The 20,033-nt window shown below is 59.3% G+C and carries 17 protein-coding genes; 3 read left to right on the forward strand and 14 right to left on the reverse strand.

Annotated features, from left to right (window positions below):
• Window positions 1–254: 254 nt before the first annotated feature.
• The 3 genes from ACJ8HT_RS04310 to pvcA all read right to left on the reverse strand — a co-directional run bounded on the left by ACJ8HT_RS04310 (window position 255) and on the right by pvcA (window position 3,464).
• A complete protein-coding gene (locus tag ACJ8HT_RS04310) occupies window positions 255–1,514 on the reverse strand; it encodes a glycosyltransferase (protein WP_197652829.1) in 1,260 nt (419 codons plus the stop codon).
• A gap of 24 nt (window positions 1,515–1,538) precedes the next feature.
• Window positions 1,539–2,402: a TauD/TfdA dioxygenase family protein gene (locus tag ACJ8HT_RS04315; protein WP_197652745.1), complete on the reverse strand. Its 864-nt coding sequence runs from the start codon at window positions 2,400–2,402 to the stop codon at window positions 1,539–1,541.
• A 96-nt stretch (window positions 2,403–2,498) separates the two neighbouring features.
• Entirely contained in the window at window positions 2,499–3,464 is a 966-nt protein-coding gene (pvcA, locus tag ACJ8HT_RS04320) for an L-tyrosine isonitrile synthase (RefSeq protein ID WP_194573072.1), read from the reverse strand.
• 211 nt (window positions 3,465–3,675) lie between these two features.
• Here pvcA and ACJ8HT_RS04325 point away from each other — a divergent pair, with 211 nt between their 5' ends.
• A complete protein-coding gene (locus ACJ8HT_RS04325; protein WP_228286150.1) occupies window positions 3,676–4,581 on the forward strand; it encodes a LysR family transcriptional regulator in 906 nt (301 codons plus the stop codon).
• Between the two features lie 274 nt (window positions 4,582–4,855).
• On the opposite strand, the gene ispH is transcribed toward ACJ8HT_RS04325, so the two are convergent.
• Genes ispH through ribF form a run of 5 tightly spaced genes read right to left on the reverse strand, consistent with a single transcriptional unit; the run spans window position 4,856 to window position 10,572 of the window.
• Window positions 4,856–5,809: a 4-hydroxy-3-methylbut-2-enyl diphosphate reductase gene (gene ispH, locus ACJ8HT_RS04330; RefSeq protein WP_073529710.1), complete on the reverse strand. Its 954-nt coding sequence runs from the start codon at window positions 5,807–5,809 to the stop codon at window positions 4,856–4,858.
• On the reverse strand, window positions 5,790–6,260 hold the full coding sequence (gene fkpB / locus ACJ8HT_RS04335; RefSeq protein ID WP_049272801.1) for an FKBP-type peptidyl-prolyl cis-trans isomerase: 471 nt from the start codon (window positions 6,258–6,260) through the stop codon (window positions 5,790–5,792). Before fkpB ends, ispH begins: the two co-directional genes overlap by 20 nt.
• A 1-nt stretch (window position 6,261) precedes the next feature.
• Entirely contained in the window at window positions 6,262–6,771 is a 510-nt protein-coding gene (lspA, locus tag ACJ8HT_RS04340; RefSeq protein WP_038873364.1) for a signal peptidase II, read from the reverse strand.
• A 13-nt stretch (window positions 6,772–6,784) separates the two neighbouring features.
• Window positions 6,785–9,601 (reverse strand): isoleucine--tRNA ligase, encoded by a 2,817-nt coding sequence (gene ileS, locus ACJ8HT_RS04345; protein WP_038873361.1) that lies wholly within the window; start codon window positions 9,599–9,601, stop codon window positions 6,785–6,787.
• Window positions 9,602–9,633: 32 nt separating this feature from the next.
• Window positions 9,634–10,572 carry a bifunctional riboflavin kinase/FAD synthetase gene (ribF, locus tag ACJ8HT_RS04350; protein WP_033637054.1) on the reverse strand — a complete coding sequence of 313 codons (939 nt, stop codon included), beginning with the start codon at window positions 10,570–10,572 and terminating at the stop codon, window positions 9,634–9,636.
• A gap of 390 nt (window positions 10,573–10,962) precedes the next feature.
• On the opposite strand from ribF, the gene rpsT reads away from it, so the two are divergent.
• Window positions 10,963–11,226 carry a 30S ribosomal protein S20 gene (rpsT, locus tag ACJ8HT_RS04355; RefSeq protein WP_004932960.1) on the forward strand — a complete coding sequence of 88 codons (264 nt, stop codon included), beginning with the start codon at window positions 10,963–10,965 and terminating at the stop codon, window positions 11,224–11,226.
• Between the two features lie 71 nt (window positions 11,227–11,297).
• Here rpsT and nhaR read toward each other — a convergent pair whose 3' ends face one another.
• The 4 genes from nhaR to dnaK form a co-directional block, all read right to left on the reverse strand.
• Window positions 11,298–12,197, reverse strand: a complete 900-nt coding sequence (gene nhaR / locus ACJ8HT_RS04360; RefSeq protein ID WP_004932962.1) for a transcriptional activator NhaR — start codon at window positions 12,195–12,197, stop codon at window positions 11,298–11,300.
• 192 nt (window positions 12,198–12,389) lie between these two features.
• Window positions 12,390–13,556: a Na+/H+ antiporter NhaA gene (nhaA, locus tag ACJ8HT_RS04365; protein WP_194573073.1), complete on the reverse strand. Its 1,167-nt coding sequence runs from the start codon at window positions 13,554–13,556 to the stop codon at window positions 12,390–12,392.
• 236 nt (window positions 13,557–13,792) lie between these two features.
• Window positions 13,793–14,917 (reverse strand): molecular chaperone DnaJ, encoded by a 1,125-nt coding sequence (gene dnaJ, locus ACJ8HT_RS04370; RefSeq protein ID WP_004932969.1) that lies wholly within the window; start codon window positions 14,915–14,917, stop codon window positions 13,793–13,795.
• Between the two features lie 106 nt (window positions 14,918–15,023).
• Window positions 15,024–16,937: a molecular chaperone DnaK gene (dnaK, locus tag ACJ8HT_RS04375; protein ID WP_004932972.1), complete on the reverse strand. Its 1,914-nt coding sequence runs from the start codon at window positions 16,935–16,937 to the stop codon at window positions 15,024–15,026.
• Between the two features lie 325 nt (window positions 16,938–17,262).
• Between dnaK and satP the strand changes: the two genes are divergently transcribed.
• On the forward strand, window positions 17,263–17,862 hold the full coding sequence (gene satP / locus ACJ8HT_RS04380; RefSeq protein WP_070915133.1) for an acetate uptake transporter: 600 nt from the start codon (window positions 17,263–17,265) through the stop codon (window positions 17,860–17,862).
• Window positions 17,863–17,906: 44 nt separating this feature from the next.
• On the opposite strand, the gene ACJ8HT_RS04385 is transcribed toward satP, so the two are convergent.
• Both ACJ8HT_RS04385 and mog read right to left on the reverse strand, forming a co-directional pair.
• Complete coding sequence (locus ACJ8HT_RS04385; RefSeq protein ID WP_197652746.1) at window positions 17,907–19,214, reverse strand: MFS transporter; 1,308 nt, start codon at window positions 19,212–19,214, stop codon at window positions 17,907–17,909.
• A gap of 124 nt (window positions 19,215–19,338) precedes the next feature.
• Window positions 19,339–19,926 carry a molybdopterin adenylyltransferase gene (gene mog / locus ACJ8HT_RS04390; RefSeq protein ID WP_197652747.1) on the reverse strand — a complete coding sequence of 196 codons (588 nt, stop codon included), beginning with the start codon at window positions 19,924–19,926 and terminating at the stop codon, window positions 19,339–19,341.
• Window positions 19,927–20,033 lie beyond the last annotated feature (107 nt).

The following is a 20,033-nucleotide window of genomic DNA, read 5'->3' on the forward strand; positions in this document are numbered from 1 at the left end:
CTTCTTGATTTGACGCCTATCCCATTAGGCTATCGATTCAGGGTAACCGCCCCGCTTCAGCGTCGCCAGAGGATTCATTTCATAATTAGAAAATTATGATATTCCTCCGTTCTCATCAGCGGCGCTGTCGTGAGATTAACATTCAACCGATTTGGCGGCCTGCGACGATTGTACATAATCATGCAGTTTCCATGGCAAAAAAATGCAGAAAAAAGGCGCCAAAAACGGCGCCTGAGGAAGGAAGAACGGCGAGGTCAGGCGGTAATGGCGGCCACTTCGTTGGCGATCGCCGTCAGCGCGTCGTGGCGGGCATAGTCCTCACGCACCAGCGCCGCGCGTTGCCGATAGATCGGCTGTTGCAGAATGCGCGTCGCCGCCGCCAGGATCTGTTCGGCGGTCGGCGTGCTGGTGTGCAGGCTGATGCCGCAGCCGGCGGCCACCACGCGCGCGGCCGCCTCCAGCTTGTCCTCGCCGGTGCCGGCGACGATCAGCGGCACGCCGCTGTCCAGCGCATAGTTGATCGAGCCGTAACCGCCGTTGGTGATCAGTAGCGCCGTCTCCGGCAGCCAGCGTTCGAAGGAGATAAACTCCCGCACTCTGGCATTGCCCGGCAGTGCCTCCATCAGCCCTTCCGTCGCCCGCCCGCCGGTCGTGGCCAGCACGCGCACCGGCAGATGCGCCAGCGCTTGCAGCGTCGGTACGATCAGCTGATGCAGATCGACATTGGCCAGCGTGCCCTGTGTCACAATCACCAACGGCCGACGGTCGTCCGCCTCCCACAGCGTCTCTTCCGCCGCCGGCTGGCCGCCGCTGCGCAGCGGGCCGACGAAGCGCACGCCGCTCGGCAGATCGTCACGCTCATATTCCAGCGCCGTGGTAGCCAGCTGTAGGAAACGCTCGCAGCCGCCGATCAGCGCGTCGGTGAATGGGCGATCCAGCGCCCGCCCGCCCGCCTGCACCAGCGCCGCATCGAAGCTCTGCTGTACTTCATCGAGCAGCACGCGCGTTTCTTCATCCACCAGCTGCTCACGGGTCAACGCCTGTGGCAGCAGCGCCGGCGGGATACGCGGGCCATAAAAAATAGCATCGCGCGAAGAATACGACAGCGGCGTAACGCCGATACCGAAGACCGGCGGCCGCTCGGCGGACTGCAGCAGCGGCAGCACGCCGTAGAAGCAGTTCTCCACCATCAGCAGATCGGTCTTTTCGGCGGCGATGGCCGCACGCAGCTGCCGATCCAGCAGCGGGATCGGTGCGGCGAAGAAATCCTTCAGCGCCAGCGCCATCTGCGCATTGCCCGGCGGCAGCGCGGCGCGCGCCGGAAAGTGCTCTTCCAGGTGGCGATAGTCGAAATCCACCTGCGCGTCGAACGGCACGAAGTTCGCGCCCGCCGCCTCGGCGCGTTCGCGAAACAGCGCGCCGGTCATCACCCGCACCTGATGCCCTTGGGCAATCAGGTGGCGAGCGATGGCTAACATCGGGTAGACATGCCCCGGAGTGGCGACCGCCGCCATCAGTATCCTTGCCATAATGCTCCTTTACGCTTCTGCGTTGGCCGGCTTCAGCGCCAGATTGGCGCACACCGGGTTGCTCTGAATATGCACGCGCTGCAAATGACGCGCGGAACGGGCGGTAAAGCCCTCACGGCCGTGCAGCAGCGAGAAGTTGTCTGCCACCACCACGTCACCCTGTTGCCATTGGTGAGCATAATAGTGACGCGGATCGTACAGATGCTGCTGCAGGGTTTGGTGGAACTGTTCCTGCTGCTGTTCCGGCACGCCGTGATATTCCAGCGCATGCTGGTTGAGGAATTTTTTCCCCTCCGTCGGCGGTTCATTGTAGCGCATGATTAACCCCCTGCCGTTCGGGTGCTGCACCACCAGCGGCGAACAGACTTCACCGCCGTAGTGCACCACCTGCTTGATGCGGTAGGTGATCGAGACCGACAGCCACTGATCCAGCAGCGCTTCGTCCGCATTGGCCAACAGCCGTGTGGTATCGACGAAGGTGGTGCATCCGCCTTCGTCCTGCGACGGCGCCGCCACGCAGTGGAACAGCTGGAACTCGGGGATGGTCGGCTTATACATGCCATCCCAATGCAGCGGGACGTAGCTGCTGTCGAAGATATGATCCTTGGCGTCCGGATGTTCCTTCACGTCCAGCACCGCACCGAACGGCCACATCATGATTTCGCCCCACTGTTCGGCATAGCGAGTCAGGACTTCCGCCTCGCTGAAACCGGAGTCGAATCCGCGCAGCACCAGCAAGTGGTGTTCCTGCGCCAGCGCTCGCAGCGCCGCCACCGGCAGCTCGCCGATCTTTTGCCCCGGGTGCTGCGGCGTCAGGATCGCGCCGAACGGGGTATTCGGTTGGATATGGCAATTAAGCGGTTGGTTGTTCATCGGTGATTCTCCTTGCATCGAATGTGCTGCTCACACGGCAACGTGCCGTCAAAAACGCGCCCGCCAGGATTTCGGGCGCAAAAGCCTGCGGCGGCCTCAGGCCATCTGCGGCTGCTCGATCAGGTAATGGCTCGGCGTACCGCGAATCTCCACCAGTTCACCGTCCAGGCTCTGCGCGTCTTTACGCTTCATCAGCACGAACTGGCCGTTCACGTTGGCCGCCACGCCGTGCCACGGCGTCAGCCAGTCGTCTTTGGTCGGCATCATGTGGATGCCCATTTTCAGGCTGTCGACCGGCTGCGGGTGAATCGACAGGCGGATCGCTGCCGGGAAATGTTGCGCCAGCAGGTTGCCCCAGGCCCAGCTGCGTTGGATCACGCCGCAGGCGCGCTGCTTGGCGTCCTTCTGCAGCGCGGCGTTGGAACCGCTGTAGCCCGGCAGCTGGCTGTCTTCATACAGGAAGCGCGTAATGGCGCGGTACAGCAAGAGGCCCTGTTCGTCCTGCATCAGCTGTTGCTTGATAGCCTCTTCCGACTCGGCGTAGCCGTCCACCAATAGCCGGCGCAGCAGATCGTAATCGTCGGTATGCTCCGCCAGGCCTTTGACGTCGCCGAGGTTGAACACGCTCAGGTGCGTCGCGCCCACTTCATGCAGCAGGCCTTCAATCTCGCGCTGATAGTGGTTGATCGCTTCATCGCTGACGCGGATCAGATCGCCGAACACGTGGCCGTCGGAGCAGATAACGATATGCGCACCCGGCGGGTAATAGAGTTGAATACGCTGGCACAGCGAGTTGAGGAAGATCAGCGACAGCCGCTCCGCCATGTCCGGCACCGCGCCGATCACCTTGTTGGTGTTGGGCGACTTGGTCGGAAAAGCCGGCAGCACGAATTCGATGCGCTGCTCGTTTTCAATGAATGTCCGAATGCGCGGCAATTGCACCTGAGTGACCCGCTGCTCTTCTTCGGCAATCGAAGTGTCATCGCCGGGGAAGCGGCGGCGGTATTGCAATAATTCACGTAAGACTTTTAACGCTATTTCATCTTTCTGAACGCTGTCCACAATGAGCTCCTGTTGCGATGTGGCGCGGGTGTATTATTGATAAGCGCAATAAGATTTATCAAAAAGAGAAAAACCTCTGCGAGATAATAATCAACCCGGCGTTTATATGCTTCAGGCAATATAGGAGAGATGGTGCTATATTATTAGCCCGTATAATTCGCAATCTTGGTTAAGTTGTGCTTAACAAACTATGAGCAATATTTTAAAACGTATGGCCATTTTCTCAAAAGTGGTCGATTGCGGCGCATTCAGCATGGCGGCAAAAGAATTGGGCATGACAACCTCCGCCGTCAGCCAACATATTCGCCAACTGGAAGAGCATCTGGGCATTCAATTACTGCTGCGATCGACGCGCTCATTGAGTCTGACCGAAGCCGGGTTGTGCTTTTATGAAGATTGCCTGTTGATGATCCACGCCGCCGAACGCGGCCAGCAGCGGATCGCCGCGCTGCGTGGTGAGTTGGTCGGCGAACTGCGCGTCGCCACCTCCACCGAATTCGCCACTCACTACCTGGTGCCGGCGCTGCAAAGCTTCCTCGACGAGCACCCGCGGCTCACGCTACGGCTGGAGATCCACGATGAGAAGATAGACCTGATCGCACAGCGCATCGATCTGGCGATTCGCGGCGGCGTACTGGCCGACTCCAGCTACGTTTCAACACGGCTGGCGCGCTGCCGCGAAGTGTTGTGCGCCTCGCCGGCCTATCTGGCGCACCACGGCGTGCCGGATTCGCCACAGGCGTTGACGCATCACCACTGGGTGACCTTCACACCGCTCGGCAACCCGCAGTTTGTCCGACTGATCCATCGCGACGGCGGTGAGCACCGCATGCGCATGACCGGGCGTTTGTTCACCAACAGCGGCATGGCGATGAAGGAGTTGGCGCTGACCGGCAAGGGTATCATTCGCAATTTCTTCGCCAACGTTGAACGAGAGTTGCGCAGTGGCGAGTTGATTGAAATATTGCCCGACTGGCGATTACCGGAAATAAATTGCTATGCCATTATGCCGCGCCGGGAGATTCAGCCATTAAAAGTCCGACGATTACTGGAGCATATGAAGCTCTATTTAAAGGAGAAAGGATTAAACGCCTTAGAACATATTCGGCAGGAATAAAATAAGAAACATCTGCAACACCCATTATTGTAATTATTGTAATCACCTTGCCAACGCCAGGCCTTATTTAGATTGCAGACTAATGATACCTTGATTAATGACTTTTCGTCAGCTTATATAATTAATGACATCGACACTATTTCAAATACTCAGAATAAATTTGACTTTAGTTAGCAGAAAATTTGAATATGCGCAGCGTTTTATTTTCAATGCCATGCGAATGCCCAAAAAAAACGGGAAGCCTAAGCTCCCCGCTGTCATCCACCAGCGTATGTCAGTCGATCTGACGAACGTCCACGCGCAGCTCTTTCGGCACTTCGAACACGATGTTCTCTTCACGCCCGCTGATTTCATGCACGTCCACGCCGCCCAGCGCTTTCAGGCGAGAGATCACCTCCTGCACCAGCACGTCCGGCGCTGAGGCACCGGCAGTGACGCCGATGTTGCGCGCTTCGCTCAGCCAACTTTCCTGAATATCCGCCGCCGAATCGATAAGATAAGCCGGTTTACCGACGCGCTGCGCCAGTTCCGCCAGACGGTTGGAGTTGGAGGAGTTCTTCGAACCTACCACCAGCACCACGTCCGCATCGCCGGCCAGGTTACGCACCGCTTCCTGGCGGTTAGTGGTGGCGTAACAAATATCGTCCTTGCGCGGGCCGATAATGCTCGGGAAACGCTGGCGCAGGGCGTCGATCACGTCCGAAGTATCATCTACCGACAGCGTGGTCTGCGTCATGAAGCACAGGTTGTTTTCGTTCTTCACCTGCAACTTCCACACGTCTTCCGGCGACTCGACCAGATACATGCCGCCCTGCGGGTTGCTGTACTGGCCCATGGTGCCTTCCACCTCCGGGTGCCCGGCGTGACCGATCAGAATCGCTTCGGTGCCGCGGCGGCTGGCGCGCGCCACTTCCATATGCACCTTGGTCACCAGCGGGCAAGTGGCGTCGAATAGCATGGTCAGATCGCGCGCCTTGGCTTCGGCACGCACCGCCTGAGAAACGCCGTGCGCCGAGAAGATCAGGATAGAACCGTCCGGCACTTCCGCGATCTCTTCGATAAACACCGCACCGCGCTCACGCAGGCTGTCGACCACGTAGCGATTGTGTACCACTTCATGCCGCACGTAGATCGGCGCGCCATACAGCTCCAGCGCGCGTTCCACGATGCTGATCGCACGATCAACCCCGGCGCAGAAGCCGCGCGGATTAGCCAGCAATATTTGCATGCGTCTCCTCCTGCTGCGGATCGATCTCCAGCACTTCGATATCGAAGGTCACCGGATGACCCGCCAGCGGATGGTTGAAATCGACGGTGATCGAATCTTCCGCCACCGCGCGCACCACGCCCGGCATTTCACTGCCGTCGATGGCGGTAAACAGCATGATGGTGCCCACGTCCGGCACGCCGGTTTCCGCGAAGTCGCGGCGCGAGAAGAACTGGACCAGATCCGGGTTCTCCGCGCCGAACGCCGCTTCCGGCTGTAGGGTAAAGGCGCATTTGTCGCCCGCGCGCAGGCCAAGCAGCTGCGCTTCCAGCGGTGCCGACAGGCTGCCGTCACCCAGGCGGAACAGCGCCGGCTTGCCGCTGCTGCGGGTGGATTCGGCGGTCGAACCGTCTTCCAGTTTCAGCGTAAAGTGAACCAGCACCGCGCTGTCACTGATAACCTGAGCCGTCATATTACTCACCTTTACTCTTTGCGTCTTTGTTCGCCGGCGACAGGAAACCTTCCAGCACGATCATCGCCGCGCCCACGCAGATGAAGCTGTCCGCCAGATTGAAGGTCGGGTAGTGCCAGTCACCGACGTAGAAGTCGATGAAATCGACCACGAAACCGTGCCACAGGCGATCGAACAGATTGCCCAGCGCCCCGCCGATAATGAAGGCGTAGGCGATGTTGTTCAGCTTCTGCTGCGCGGTGCTGCGGTACATCATCACCAGCAGCACCGCAACGATGGCGATGGCGATGCCGGCGAAGAACCAGCGCTGCCAGCCGCCATGGTCGGCCAGGAAGCTGAACGCAGCGCCGTAGTTGCGCGCGTAAAACAGGTTGAACGACGGGATCAACGGCTGGGACTGGCCCAGCGTAAAGTTAGCGAGGATCCACTGCTTGCTGCCGAAATCCAGCGCCAGCACCGCCACCACAACCCACAGCCAACGCAGGCCGGTCGAACAAATTGATTTACTCATCAGGCGCGAGTTCTCAGGCAAAGTTACGCTTCTCGCCGTCACCGGCGACGTTGCTCACACAGCGGCCGCAGATGTCTGCGTGTTCCGCCACCAGGCCGATATCGGTGGTGTAATGCCAGCAGCGCGGGCACTTCTCACCCGGCGCCGTGCTGAAGGCGATCTTCAGCCCTTTCAGCAGCTCGGAAGCCTGCGCGTCGGCCGGCGCATCAGCCAATGGCGCAACGCTTGCCGCAGAGGTCAGCAGCACGAAGCGCAGCTCATCCTGCAGGCTGTTCAGGCGCGCCGCCAGCTCGCTGTCGGCATACAGCGTTACCGCCGCTTCCAGCGAACCGCCGAGGCGTTTGTCGGCACGCGCCTGCTCCAGCACCTTGTTCACTTCGCCGCGCACTTTCAGCAGCTCAGCCCAGAAAGCGTCGTTCATCGGCTCACCTTCCGCCAGCCCGAACAGGCCGTCGTACCACTCTTCGGTAAACACGTACTGCGCGCGTTTGCCCGGCATGAAGCCCCAGATCTCGTCCGCAGTGAACGACATGATCGGCGCCATCCAGCGCACCAGCGCTTCCACGATGTGATACAGCGCGGTCTGGCAGCTGCGGCGGGCGACGCTGTCGCTCTTCGCGGTGTACTGACGATCCTTGATGATATCCAGATAGAAGGAGCCCATCTCGACCGAGCAGAACTGCATCAGACGCTGCACCACTTCGTGGAAATCATAGTTGGCGTAAGCCTGTTCGATATCCTGCTGCGCCGCCAGCGCACGGCCGACCGCCCAGCGATCCAACACCACCATGTCTTCCGGTGCCACGCAATCGGTGCTCGGCTCGAACCCGTTCAGGTTGGCCAGCAGGAAGCGCGCGGTATTGCGGATGCGGCGGTAAGAATCGGCGGAGCGCTTGAGGATCTCGTCGGAGACCGCAATTTCGCCGGTGTAATCGGTCGATGCCACCCACAGACGCAGAATGTCGCCGCCCAGCTTGTTCATCACGTCCTGCGGGCTGACGGTGTTGCCGATCGACTTGGACATCTTGCGGCCCTGGCCGTCGACGGTGAAGCCGTGGGTCAGCACTTCTTTATAAGGCGCCTTGCCTTTCATCGCGGTGGAGATCATCAGCGATGACATGAACCAGCCGCGGTGTTGGTCGGAGCCTTCCAGATACATGTCGGCGCTGTGGCCCTGGAACTCAGGACGCACGTCGACCACAGAGGCGTGGGTGGAACCGGAATCGAACCACACGTCCAGCGTATCCGGCACTTTCACGTAGTCGGCGGCTTCCGCGCCGAGGATGTCGGCCGCGTCCAGATCCCACCAGGCCTGAATGCCGTCTTGCTCGACGCGCTTGGCCACTTCTTCCATCAGCTCAACGGTGCGCGGGTGCAGCTGCTCGGTTTCTTTGTGCACGAACAGCGACATCGGCACGCCCCAGGTGCGCTGACGCGAGATGCACCAGTCCGGGCGGTTGGCCACCATCATTTCGATGCGCGCCTGGCCCCAATCCGGGATCCACTGCACGCCTTTGATCTCTTCCAGCGACTGCTGACGCAGGCCTTTCTGATCCATGCTAACGAACCATTGCGGCGTGGCGCGGAAGATGATCGGCGTCTTGTGGCGCCAGCAGCACGGATAGCTGTGCAGGAACTTCTCGACGTGCAGCAGCGCGCCTTTCTCACGCAGCAGGTCGACGATCAGATCGTTGGCCTTGAAGACGAACTTGCCGTCCAGCAGCGGGTAGGTGCCGGTCAGGTAGCAACCGTTCGGCCCTACCGGGTTGGCCACTTCCAGGCCGTATTTCTGGCCGATCACGAAGTCGTCCGGGCCGTGGCCTGGCGCGGTGTGCACCGCACCGGTACCGGCGTCCAGCGTCACATGCTCGCCGAGGATCGCCGGAACGTCGAAGTCCATGAACGGGTGTTTGAAGCGCAGCAGCTCCAGATCGGCGCCTTTGCAGCTGCCCAGCACCGTCCACTCGGTGATGCCGGCGCGTTTCATCACGCTTTCCACCAGTTCGGCCGCCAGGATCAGGCACTGGCCGTCAACCTGCACCAGCTGATAGGTGAAGTCCGGGTGCAGCGAGATCGCGCGGTTGGCCGGCAGGGTCCACGGGGTGGTGGTCCAGATAACCAGGGAGATAGTCCCGTTGAAGTGGCTCACGCCGAACTTGGCCGCCACGGCAGCCGCGTCGGCCGCATGGAAGCTCACGTCGATCGACGGCGAAGTCTTGTCGTAGTACTCCACTTCCGCTTCCGCCAGCGACGATCCGCAGTCGGTGCACCAGTGAACCGGCTTGGCGCCTTTCAGCAGGTGGCCGTTGCTGATGATCTTGCCCAGCGCGCGGATGATGTTGGCTTCGGTTTTGAAGTCCATGGTCAGGTATGGGCGATCCCAGTCGCCCAGTACACCCAGACGGATGAAGTCCTTCTTCTGGCCTTCAACCTGCTCGGCCGCGTACTCGCGGCACTTCTGGCGGAACTCGGCCGCCGTCAGCTTCTCGCCCGGTTTGCCGTACAGCTGTTCAACCTTCAGTTCGATAGGCAGGCCGTGGCAGTCCCAACCCGGCACATAAGGCGAGTCGAAGCCGGCCATCCCTTTCGACTTGATGATAATGTCTTTGAGAATCTTGTTAACCGAGTGACCAATGTGAATGCTGCCGTTCGCATACGGAGGGCCGTCATGCAAAATGAAGGTTTTTTTGCCCTTTTTGGCAGTACGAATAATCCCGTACAGATCCTGTTCATACCAACGTTGCAGCATGCCAGGTTCGCGCTTGGCGAGATCGCCGCGCATCGGGAACCCTGTTTCCGGCAAGTTCAGGGTATTCTTGTAGTCACTCATTAGATTCTCGGTTCCGTTTTCGGCTATAGAGATTAAACCGGTGTCTGTAGCCCGAAGAACTTCCGGGCCGTCACCACATCATTGGCGATTTGCTGCTTCAGGGCATCGAGCGAAGCAAACCGTTGTTCATTGCGCAATTTTGCGCGGAGCACCACCTCAATATGGCGCCCGTAAAGATCCATTGTGACATCCAGCAGATGCACTTCCAGCTGCTGGCGCACGCCGGCGACGGTCGGGCGCGTACCGATATTGGCCACGCCCGGCAGCGGCTGCGGCCCCAGGCCGTACACTTCTACCGCATACACCCCTTTCACCGGCGCCACCAGGCGCTTGAGCGGCAAATTGGCGGTCGGGAACCCGATGGTGCGACCCAGCTCGTCGCCGTGCACCACGCGCCCGGAAATGCTGTACGGGTGGCCCAGCAGGGTCTCCGCCAGCGGCAGATCGTCCTCGCTCAGCGCGGTGCGGATCGCGGTGCTGCTGATGCGCCGCTCACCTTCGCGGAAGGTCGGGGTGCTGACCACCTCGAAGCCGTACTCTTTTCCGGCCTGCTGCAATAGCGGAAAATCGCCCTGACGCCCGGCGCCAAAGCGAAAATCATCCCCCACCATCAGGAATTTGACGCCCAGTTTTTCCACCAGCAGCTCGGCAACGAACGCCTGCGCGGTGTTGGCGGCAAAACGCGGATCGAACTTGACGCACAGCAGGTAATCGACACCCGCCTGCGCCAGGTAGTTGGCCTTGTCGCGCAGGCGCGTCAAACGGGCCGGCGCCTTGTCTGCGGCGAACATCTCCAGCGGCTGCGGCTCAAAGATCATGACCATCACCGGCAGCCCGAGGCGTTGCCCTTGTTGCTTCAACTGCTCCAGCAGCGCCTGATGACCGCGGTGTACGCCGTCAAAGTTGCCGATGGTGAGCACGCAACCATGGTGGCGCGCCCGGATATTGTGAATGCCGCGAATTAGCTCCATAGCTGGCTCAAAACAGTGGAAATCGGCGGATTATACCTTGTACAGCCGGTAAGGTTAACCCGCGATTGGTGCCTTTATGTAATAGACACACCATACCGGAGATAATCTGCGCGTGAAACGGCTTCGCCGCAGTTTATCCGGCGCCGCCGGGCCGATTCTCGACCGCGGCCAACGGCTTGCGTCCGCCGCGGCAAAACATTGGCGAATTTTCTCGCGAAACACTGTATTCCCAAGAGCGAAGCTGGTAAAATCCTGCGCCATCACAACGTAGCGAGTGCCGCCTGTACAAACGGCGCTTATTTGCACAAATCCATTGACAAACGAAGGCTAAAAGGGCATATTCCTCGGCCTTTGAATTGTCCTCAATAGAATATATTTGGGAGTTGGACCTTGGCTAATATCAAATCAGCTAAGAAACGCGCCGTACAGTCTGAGAAACGCCGCAAGCATAACGCAAGCCGTCGCTCAATGGTGCGTACCTTCATCAAGAAGGTAGACGCAGCTATCGCAGCTGGCGACAAAGAAGCAGCACAAAATGCATTCCTGGTAATGCAGCCACTGGTGGACCGTCAGGCAGCTAAAGGCCTGATCCACAAAAACAAAGCAGCGCGTCATAAGTCAAACCTGACTGCACGCATCAACGCAATGCAATAAGCATTTCGTTATCTGCTTGATAAAAAAACCGGCTTAGGCCGGTTTTTTTACGCCCTGCGTTCAGTGAACTACTAGCAGGAAAACAGCGCCGAGAAGTCTTTGTTGCACACGCGCTGCACCGCCGGATGCTGGATCATGCGCTCGGCGAAGATGATGTAATACTCCTCCTGCACACTGTCGATGCGCCCAATCTCCACCACGTTGTCATCGTTATAGGTATCCTGCGCATACAGCGTCGGCGCCACGAAAATCGCATTGTGGTACATGCCGAAGGCCTTCATCAGCGCCGCATCGTCGAACTCCCCCAGGATCTCCACCTGAATGCCCTGCGTATTGAACCAGTTGAGCAGCTTGCGCCCCAGCATCGAACGGCGGCCGGGGATCAGCAGCTTGCGCTGCTCCAGACAAGCCGGGAACGGCAGTTCCGGCGCCGGCTGGCGGCAAAAGAAGCTGATGCCGCACTCACCCAACTTCAACGAGAACAGCCCTTCCTGCTGGCTGGAGTCTACCGGGCAATCCGACAGGATCATATCCAGCTTGTGCTGGCTGAGCTGCTCCAGCAGCATCTCGTGCGTCGATTCAAAGCAACGCAGGTGGATCTGTTCGTTGTCCACCACCACCGCCGTTTCCAACACCTGGCTGACCAGACGCTTCGACAGCGCATCCGCCACGCCGACGTCGAACAGCAGGTTCGACTCTTTGCGGTAGTTGACGATATCCAGCATTTCCTGGCTGAGCATAAACATCTTGTCGGCATAGCGGAACACCAGCTGGCCCAGCTCCGAAGGCACCAACCCGCGCCCCTGGCGTTTGAACAGCTTGCCATCCAGCCGCTCCTCCAGCGCTTTGATCTGGCCGGTGATAGTCTGCGGCGTCAGGAACAGCGCTTCCGCGGCGCCGACCACGGAACCGGCCTTGCAGACCTGCCAGAAATAGTAAAGGTGATTAAAGTTGATATGCGACATCCTCACGAGCGGCTCTCCTTAACAACGTTTCGCAGCGGCAAACGGTGTGCCGTGACGAGCGACAAACTTCCTTTCCCTGCTTCAGACAACGTATAGCCCCATTAGTCCCAACGAAGAACGGCCGAAGCTGCACATATTTTATACCGCACAGCTCCGACCAGCCATTTTATTGTGTGCCCTTATCGGGCACACGCAGGATTAACGCACCCGCGGCAACGCCATACGCAGCAATCCATACCCCGCCACCGCCGCAGCGGTGGAGCCCAGCAGGATCCCCAGGCGGGAATAGGTGCTGAGCGCCGCATCCGCATCGCCGAACGCCAACGAGGCGATGAAAATCGACATGGTGAAACCAATACCACACAGCACCGAAACGGCAAACACCTGTTTGAAACCGATCCCCTCAGGCAAGCGGGCGATGCCCATTTTCACCGCCAGCAGGCTGAAGAGGAAAATCCCCAGCGGCTTACCGATAAACAGCCCGGCCGCAATCCCTACCGGCAACAGCGACGTCAACCCTTCCAGCGATACGCCCTGCAAAGAAACCCCGGCGTTGGCGAATGCGAACAGCGGCAGGATCATAAACGCGACCCAAGGGTGCAGCTCATGTTCCAGCGTCTCCGACGGCGACGGCCCCTTCTTCACGTTCAGCGGGATCATAAAGCCGACGATCACCCCGGCCAGCGTCGCGTGTACCCCGGACTTGAGGATCGCGACCCACAACACCAGGCCGACCATCATGTACAGCGAGGTTTTACCCACGCCGCGCCAGTTCATCACCGCCAGCAGCACCGTCGCCGCCGCCGCCACGCCCAGCGCCACCATCGACACTTCATGGGTGTAGAACAGCGCGATGATGATAATCACGCCCAGGTCGTCGATGATCGCCAATGCCAGCAGGAACACTTTCAGGCTGGTCGGAACGCGGTTGCCCAGCAGCGCCATTACGCCCAGCGCGAAGGCGATATCGGTCGCGGCCGGGATCGCCCAGCCCTGGCGGGTGACTTCATCCGCGCCGTTGAACAGCAAATAAATCAGCGCCGGCGCCAGCATGCCGCCCAGCGCGGCAATCGCCGGAAACACCGCCTTGTCGCGCCCGGACAGCGAGCCTTGCATCAGCTCGCGCTTGACCTCGAGCCCCACCACCAGGAAGAAGATGGCCATCAGGCCGTCGTTGATCCACAGCAGCAGCGGCTTGGCGATCTCCAGCGAAGCAATTTTTACCATCACCGGCAGGTTGAGGAATGCCTGATAGATCCCCTGCGCCGGGGTGTTGGCCATGATCAGGGCGACGATCGCCGCCGCGATCAGAATGATGCCGCCCGCGGCTTCCTGACGTAAAAATTGACGAATGATGTTGGTCACAATACGTCTCTCCAAATCTGTGCAGGGCGTAGCGCCCTGCGAACCACAGTCATGAAGTGAGTATAGAGGGCGTTTTAGTTCGAAAAAATAAGTTTATAAATGCTAAATAACTCGATAAAACCGATCAAAAGCACGAATAAGTCACATTATTTATAGGGGATTAGGGGTGCGACATGCAAATAAAAACCCCGGGACAGACGCCCGGGGTTCTAATATAAACCAGCAGAAACAGCAGGTTAGCGAGTCAGGTCGTCAAAGAACTTTTTCACCCCGTCGAAGAAGCTCTTCGAACGCGGGCTGTTCTTGTCACCGGACGGGCCGCCCAGGCTCTCTTCCAGCTCGCGCAGCAATTGCTTCTGCTTGTCGTTCAGATTGACCGGGGTTTCCACCACTACGCGGCACAGCAGGTCGCCCTGGCTGCCACCACGCACCGATTTCACGCCCTTGCCGCGCATGCGGAACAGTTTGCCGGTTTGGGTCTCCGAAGGCACCTTCAGTTTCACCCGGCCGTCCAGCGTCGGCACTTCAATCTCGCCGCCCAGCGCCGCCATGGCGAAGTTGATCGGCACTTCACAGTACAGGTTGTTGCCTTCGCGCTCGAAGATCGGGTGCGCCTTCACCTGCACCTGAACGTACAGATCACCCGCCGGTGCGCCGTGCTCGCCGGCTTCGCCTTCACCCGCCAGGCGGATGCGGTCACCGGTATCGACGCCGGCCGGAATTTTCACCGACAGCGTTTTGGATTTTTCTACCCGGCCGTGGCCGTGGCACTTGTTGCACGGATCTTTGATGATCTGACCGCGGCCATGGCAGTGCGGACACGCCTGCTGCACGGTGAAGAAGCCCTGACGCATCTGCACCTGGCCCTGGCCGTGACAGGTTGGACAGGTCACCGGCGAGCTGCCCGGCTTGGCGCCGCTACCGTGGCAGACGTCGCACTCTTCCAGCGTCGGGATGCGGATCTCTTTGGTGACGCCACGTACCGCTTCCTCGAGGGTCAGCTCCATGTTATAGCGCAGATCGGAACCGCGGCTGGCGCGCTGACGGCGGCCTCCGCCGAAGATGTCGCCAAACACGTCGCCAAAGATATCGCTGAAGTCAGCACCGCCGCCAAAGCCGCCGCCGCCCATGCCGCCCTGTTCAAAGGCCGCGTGCCCGTACTGATCGTAGGCCGCGCGTTTCTGGTCGTCGGTCAGGACTTCGTAAGCTTCTTTAACTTCTTTAAACTTGGTTTCGGCGTCTTGTTCCTGGTTGCGGTCAGGATGGTATTTCATCGCCAGGCGTTTGTACGCCTTTTTGATCTCACGTTCATCCGCCGTCTTGCTGACGCCGAGAATCTCGTAATAGTCTTTCTTCGCCATTCTTTCGCTTACCCTTAACATGCGTGCACGGGCGCAGAGTTGCCTCGACGCCCGTGCTGGTTTCCGGGAGCGGCATCTCGGCCGCCCCGTGCCCGCTTAAGGGCGATTATTTTTTGTCTTTAACTTCTTCGAACTCAGCGTCAACCACGTCGTCGTCTTTCTGCGCCGCGTTGTCCGCGCCGGCGTCAGCACCCTGCTGAGCCTGCTGCGCCTGGGCCATTTCCAGCAGTTTGCCGGAAACCTGCACCAGAGCCTGAGTCTTCGCTTCGATCTCGGCTTTATCTTCGCCTTTCACCGCCGCTTCCAGATCTTTCAGCGCCGCTTCGATCGCCGTTTTGTCTTCCGCCGGCAGTTTGTCGCCCGCTTCTTCCAGCTGCTTGCGAGTGCCGTGGATCAGGTGATCGGCCTGGTTACGTGTCTGTACCAGCTCTTCGAACTTGCGGTCGGCTTCAGCGTTCAGCTCGGCGTCGCGCACCATTTTCTGGATTTCGTCTTCGTTCAGGCCAGAAGATGCCTTGATGGTGATCTTCTGCTCACGACCGGTGTTCTTGTCTTTGGCAGACACGTGCAGGATGCCGTCGGCATCGATATCGAAGGTGACTTCGATCTGCGCCATGCCGCGCGGTGCCGCCTGAATGCCGTCCAGGTTGAACTGGCCCAGAGATTTGTTATCGCTGGCGCGCTTACGCTCACCCTGCAGCACGTGGATGGTTACCGCAGACTGGTTGTCTTCAGCGGTAGAGAACACCTGGCTGTGCTTGGTCGGGATCGTGGTGTTTTTGGTGATCAGCGGCGTCATCACGCTGCCCATGGTTTCGATACCCAGCGACAGCGGGGTCACGTCCAGCAGCAGAACGTCCTTCACATCACCGGCCAACACGCCGCCCTGTACCGCAGCGCCCACGGCAACCGCTTCGTCCGGGTTCACGTCTTTACGCGGCTCTTTGCCGAAGAAGTCTGCGACTTTCTTCTGCACCATTGGCATACGGGTCTGACCGCCCACCAGGATCACGTCCTGGATGTCGGAAACCGACAGGCCTGCGTCTTTCAGCGCCACTTTCAGCGGCTCGATAGAACGTGCAACCAGATCTTCAACCAGCGACTCGAGTTTGGCGCGAGTCACTTTGATGTTCATGTGTTTTGGACCGGTCGCGTCTGCAGTGATGTACGGCAGGTTAACGTCGGTCTGCTGAGCGGAAGACAGTTCGATCTTCGCTTTCTCAGCGGCTTCTTTCAGACGCTGCATCGCCAGCGGATCGTTGCGCAGATCGATACCCTGATCTTTCTTGAACTCTTCCACCAGGTAGTTGATCAGACGGCTGTCGAAGTCTTCGCCACCCAGGTGGGTGTCACCATTAGTCGCCAGCACTTCGAAGGTTTTTTCGCCGTCAACGTCATCGATTTCGATGATGGAGATATCGAAAGTACCGCCGCCCAGGTCATAAACCGCGATGGTGCGGTTGCCAACTTCTTTGTCCAGACCGTAGGCCAGGGCCGCAGCGGTTGGTTCGTTGATGATGCGCTTGACTTCCAGACCCGCGATGCGGCCGGCGTCTTTGGTCGCCTGACGCTGGGCGTCGTTGAAGTAAGCCGGTACGGTGATAACCGCTTCAGTTACCGGTTCGCCCAGGTAATCTTCCGCCGTTTTCTTCATTTTCTTCAGCACTTCCGCAGAGATCTGCGGCGGAGCCATTTTCTGGCCTTTCACTTCCAGCCAAGCGTCGCCGTTGTCGGCTTCGACAATTTTGTACGGCATGATCGCTTTGTCGCGCTGCGCTTCTTCATCCTGGAAGCGGCGACCGATCAGGCGCTTGATGGCGAACAGGGTGTTTTCAGGGTTGGTCACTGCCTGACGCTTAGCCGGCTGGCCAACCAGAGTTTCACCGTCCTGGGTATATGCGATAATAGAAGGAGTGGTGCGGTCGCCCTCGGCGTTTTCCAGCACGCGTGCCTTGGCACCATCCATAATTGCTACGCAAGAGTTGGTAGTACCCAGGTCGATACCAATAATTTTACCCATCTAAACGTCTCCACTAAAAAATTCATAATCAGTCAGGTTGCTAACCTATGTGCGGGCGATTTTTTGCTTTTCAACTGCCCGATATCTCAGTGCGACCCGCGGTTAGCAACTGCGGTTGCAAATAAGATGGGGCCATCCAATCCGGCATCAAGGGGCAAGGCGAAAAAAATTTCTTTTTTTTATCGTCATTCAGATCATTGTTTCCGGCTGCGGGGATCATTATGATGCGCGCGCTCTGGTGGAAAACTTCGATTTTTTGGCCATTCAGACCATTTATTATTTTACTTCGCTGTTTCCGTTAATTTTCTGTTATCGCAGAGGACTTATGCACACCAACAAGTTGGCGAATCCCGGCCCTCTCGGCCTGATGGGCTTCGGAATGACCACCGTCTTGCTGAACCTGCACAACGCGGGCTTTTTCCCACTGAACTCCGCCATCATCAGCATGGGGATTTTCTTCGGTGGCCTGGCCCAGATCCTGGCCGGTCTGCTGGAATACAAGAAGGGCAACACCTTCGGCATGACCGCTTTCACCGCCTACGGCAGCTTCTGGCTGAGCCTGGTCGGTCTGCTGCTGCTGCCGCGTCTGGGCCTGGCTGAGGCCACCGAGGCGCACGTGCTGGGCATCTACCTGGCGCTGTGGGGCGTCTTCACCCTGTTCATGTTCTTCGGCACCCTGGCCGCCAACCGCGTGCTGCAGTTCGTGTTCGCCAGCCTCACGCTGCTGTTCGCCCTGCTGGCCGTCGGCAACATCACCGGCAATCACGCGCTGCTGACCTTCGCCGGCTATGAAGGCATCATCTGCGGTGCCAGCGCCATTTACCTGGCGATGGCCGAAGTGCTCAACGAGCAATACGGCCGCACCGTGCTGCCGATTGGCGAACCGGCTCCGGCCCGCGTCGCGGCCTCACCGGTGGCGGCGTAATCGCCCTTCCCTGATGAAAAAGCCCTGCAGTGCAGGGCTTTTTTTTAGCTGTAGGAATCGGCTCGCCGCTCCCCGGCTTCGCTGTTCAGATCGCGATGCAGGTAGAAGCCGAGCAGCAGCCCGATGAGCGACAGCGCCAACACGTAGTAAGCGGGTGCTAACGGGGTCAATTTCATGATCAGCGTCACAAAAATAGGGGTTAAACCGCCAAAAATAGCGTACGAGACATTATATGAGAACGAGATGCCGGTAAACCGCACTTCCGCCGGGAACGCCCGCACCATCACGTACGGCACGGCCCCCACCACGCCTACGCTGAACCCCACCAGCGCATAGCAGGCGAATAGCATTTCCGGGTGCACGCCCACCGTTTGATAGAACAGCCAGCTGCAGCCGGCCAGCAGCACACTGCCAACCACCAGCGTTTTGCTGGCGCCGAAGCGATCGGCCGATAAACCGGCGACGATGCAGCCGGCGATCAGCATGATGGTGGCGATGCTGTTGGCCTGCAGCGTCAAGGCCGGCGCAATGCCGAACTGCTTTTGCAGATAGGTCGGGGTCATCAGGATCACCACCACGATGCCGGCGGAGAGCAGCCAGGTCAGCAGCATCGATACCACCACTTCCCGCTTGTGGTTGAGCACCACCGACTTCAGCGGCAGCTCCTCGGCCAGCGCTTTACGCGCCTGCATCTCGATGAAGATCGGCGTTTCCTGCAGCCAGCGGCGCAGGTACATCGCCACCAAGCCGAACATGCCGCCCAAGAGGAAAGGAATGCGCCAGCCGCCGCCGGCGATGCTCTGCGGGCTGAACGTAGTGTTGATCACCGTCGCCACCACCGAGCCCAGCAGGATGCCCACCGTCAACCCGGCGGTCAGCGTGCCGCAGGCGAAGCCGATGCGCCGGCGCGGCACGTGTTCGGCAACGAAGACCCAGGCGCCCGGCACCTCACCGCCGATCGCCGCCCCCTGCAGCACGCGCATCAACAGCAGCAGCAGCGGCGCAGCAATGCCGATGCTGGCGTAGGTCGGCAGCAGGCCCATCGCCAACGTCGGCAACGCCATCAGCAGAATGCTCAGGGTAAACATCTTCTTGCGGCCGACCAGATCGCCGAAGTGCGCCATCACGATGCCGCCCAGCGGGCGGGCCAGATAGCCGGCGGCGAAGATGCCGAAGGTTTGCACCAGACGTAGCCACTCCGGCATGTCCGCCGGGAAGAACAGATCGCCGACCACGGCGGCGAAGAACACGAAGATGATGAAGTCGTAAAACTCCAGCGCGCCGCCCAACGCGGCCAACGTCAGCGTTTTGTAGTCTTGCCGGTTCAGCCGGCGATTAGTGTCGTGAGGCATAGGGCACCGTCGGTAAAGGCTGTAAAAATAAAAGCCGCAGGCTTTCTGTAAAAGAATCCTTACTATAGCGGCAAATTATTTTCACACCAGACGGGCTGAAGCCGATCTCGCAGAATGCTGAAATTTAGAGGTTTATCTCGCGACGCGCGCTCTTTGGCCGAAATGCTGCTACCACCGCGGCGTGCGTTTCGACGTAAGGCCCGTCGAGCAGTTGAATGCAATAAGGCACGCTGGCGAAGATGCCGTGTACCACCGCATTGCCCTGCTCATCCTTTACCCCTTCCAGCGTTTCCTTGATCGACTTCGGTTGGCCGGGCAGGTTGATGATCAGCGCCTGTTTGCGGATCGCCCCCACCTGGCGAGAAAGAATTGCCGTTGGCACATAGTGTAGGCTGATCTGACGCATTTGCTCGCCGAAGCCGGGCATCACGCGATCGGCGATCGCCAGCGTGGCGTCGGGGGTGACGTCGCGGCGCGCCGGCCCGGTGCCGCCGGTGGTCAGCACCAGATGGCAGCCCATTTCGTCCACCAGTTCGCACAGCGTCTGTTCAATTTGCGTCTGCTCATCGGGGATCAGCCGGGTTTCCAGCTTGAACGGCGTCGCCAGCGCGTCGCTCAGCCACTCTTCCAGCGCCGGGATGCCTTTATCCTGATAAACACCGCCGGAAGCGCGATCGGAAACGGAAACCAAACCAATACGTAAAATATCCATGCGTAACCTCTACAGCCTGATGGGGTCCGAACGGGTTCGTCTCCCGTTCTGTTGTCATTGCCGAGAGTATAAGGGCTTCCCCCGCCGACGGGAGCGTCGGGCATAAA

The sequence above is a fragment of the Serratia sp. CY44782 genome (assembly GCF_052168715.1).
GTDB lineage: Bacteria > Pseudomonadota > Gammaproteobacteria > Enterobacterales > Enterobacteriaceae > Serratia > Serratia nevei.

Coding starts and splice junctions, on each gene's coding strand:
- satP (WP_070915133.1), top strand. CDS start 17,263: ATGCACACCAACAAGTTGGCGAATCCCGGCCCTCTCGGCCTGATGGGC.
- ACJ8HT_RS04385 (WP_197652746.1), bottom strand. CDS start 19,214: ATGCCTCACGACACTAATCGCCGGCTGAACCGGCAAGACTACAAAACG.
- fkpB (WP_049272801.1), bottom strand. CDS start 6,260: ATGACGGCTCAGGTTATCAGTGACAGCGCGGTGCTGGTTCACTTTACG.
- ACJ8HT_RS04310 (WP_197652829.1), bottom strand. CDS start 1,514: ATGGCGGCGGTCGCCACTCCGGGGCATGTCTACCCGATGTTAGCCATC.
- ribF (WP_033637054.1), bottom strand. CDS start 10,572: ATGGAGCTAATTCGCGGCATTCACAATATCCGGGCGCGCCACCATGGT.
- ileS (WP_038873361.1), bottom strand. CDS start 9,601: ATGAGTGACTACAAGAATACCCTGAACTTGCCGGAAACAGGGTTCCCG.
- lspA (WP_038873364.1), bottom strand. CDS start 6,771: ATGAGTAAATCAATTTGTTCGACCGGCCTGCGTTGGCTGTGGGTTGTG.
- ACJ8HT_RS04315 (WP_197652745.1), bottom strand. CDS start 2,402: ATGAACAACCAACCGCTTAATTGCCATATCCAACCGAATACCCCGTTC.
- dnaK (WP_004932972.1), bottom strand. CDS start 16,937: ATGGGTAAAATTATTGGTATCGACCTGGGTACTACCAACTCTTGCGTA.
- mog (WP_197652747.1), bottom strand. CDS start 19,926: ATGGATATTTTACGTATTGGTTTGGTTTCCGTTTCCGATCGCGCTTCC.
- ispH (WP_073529710.1), bottom strand. CDS start 5,809: ATGCAAATATTGCTGGCTAATCCGCGCGGCTTCTGCGCCGGGGTTGAT.
- ACJ8HT_RS04325 (WP_228286150.1), top strand. CDS start 3,676: ATGGCCATTTTCTCAAAAGTGGTCGATTGCGGCGCATTCAGCATGGCG.
- dnaJ (WP_004932969.1), bottom strand. CDS start 14,917: ATGGCGAAGAAAGACTATTACGAGATTCTCGGCGTCAGCAAGACGGCG.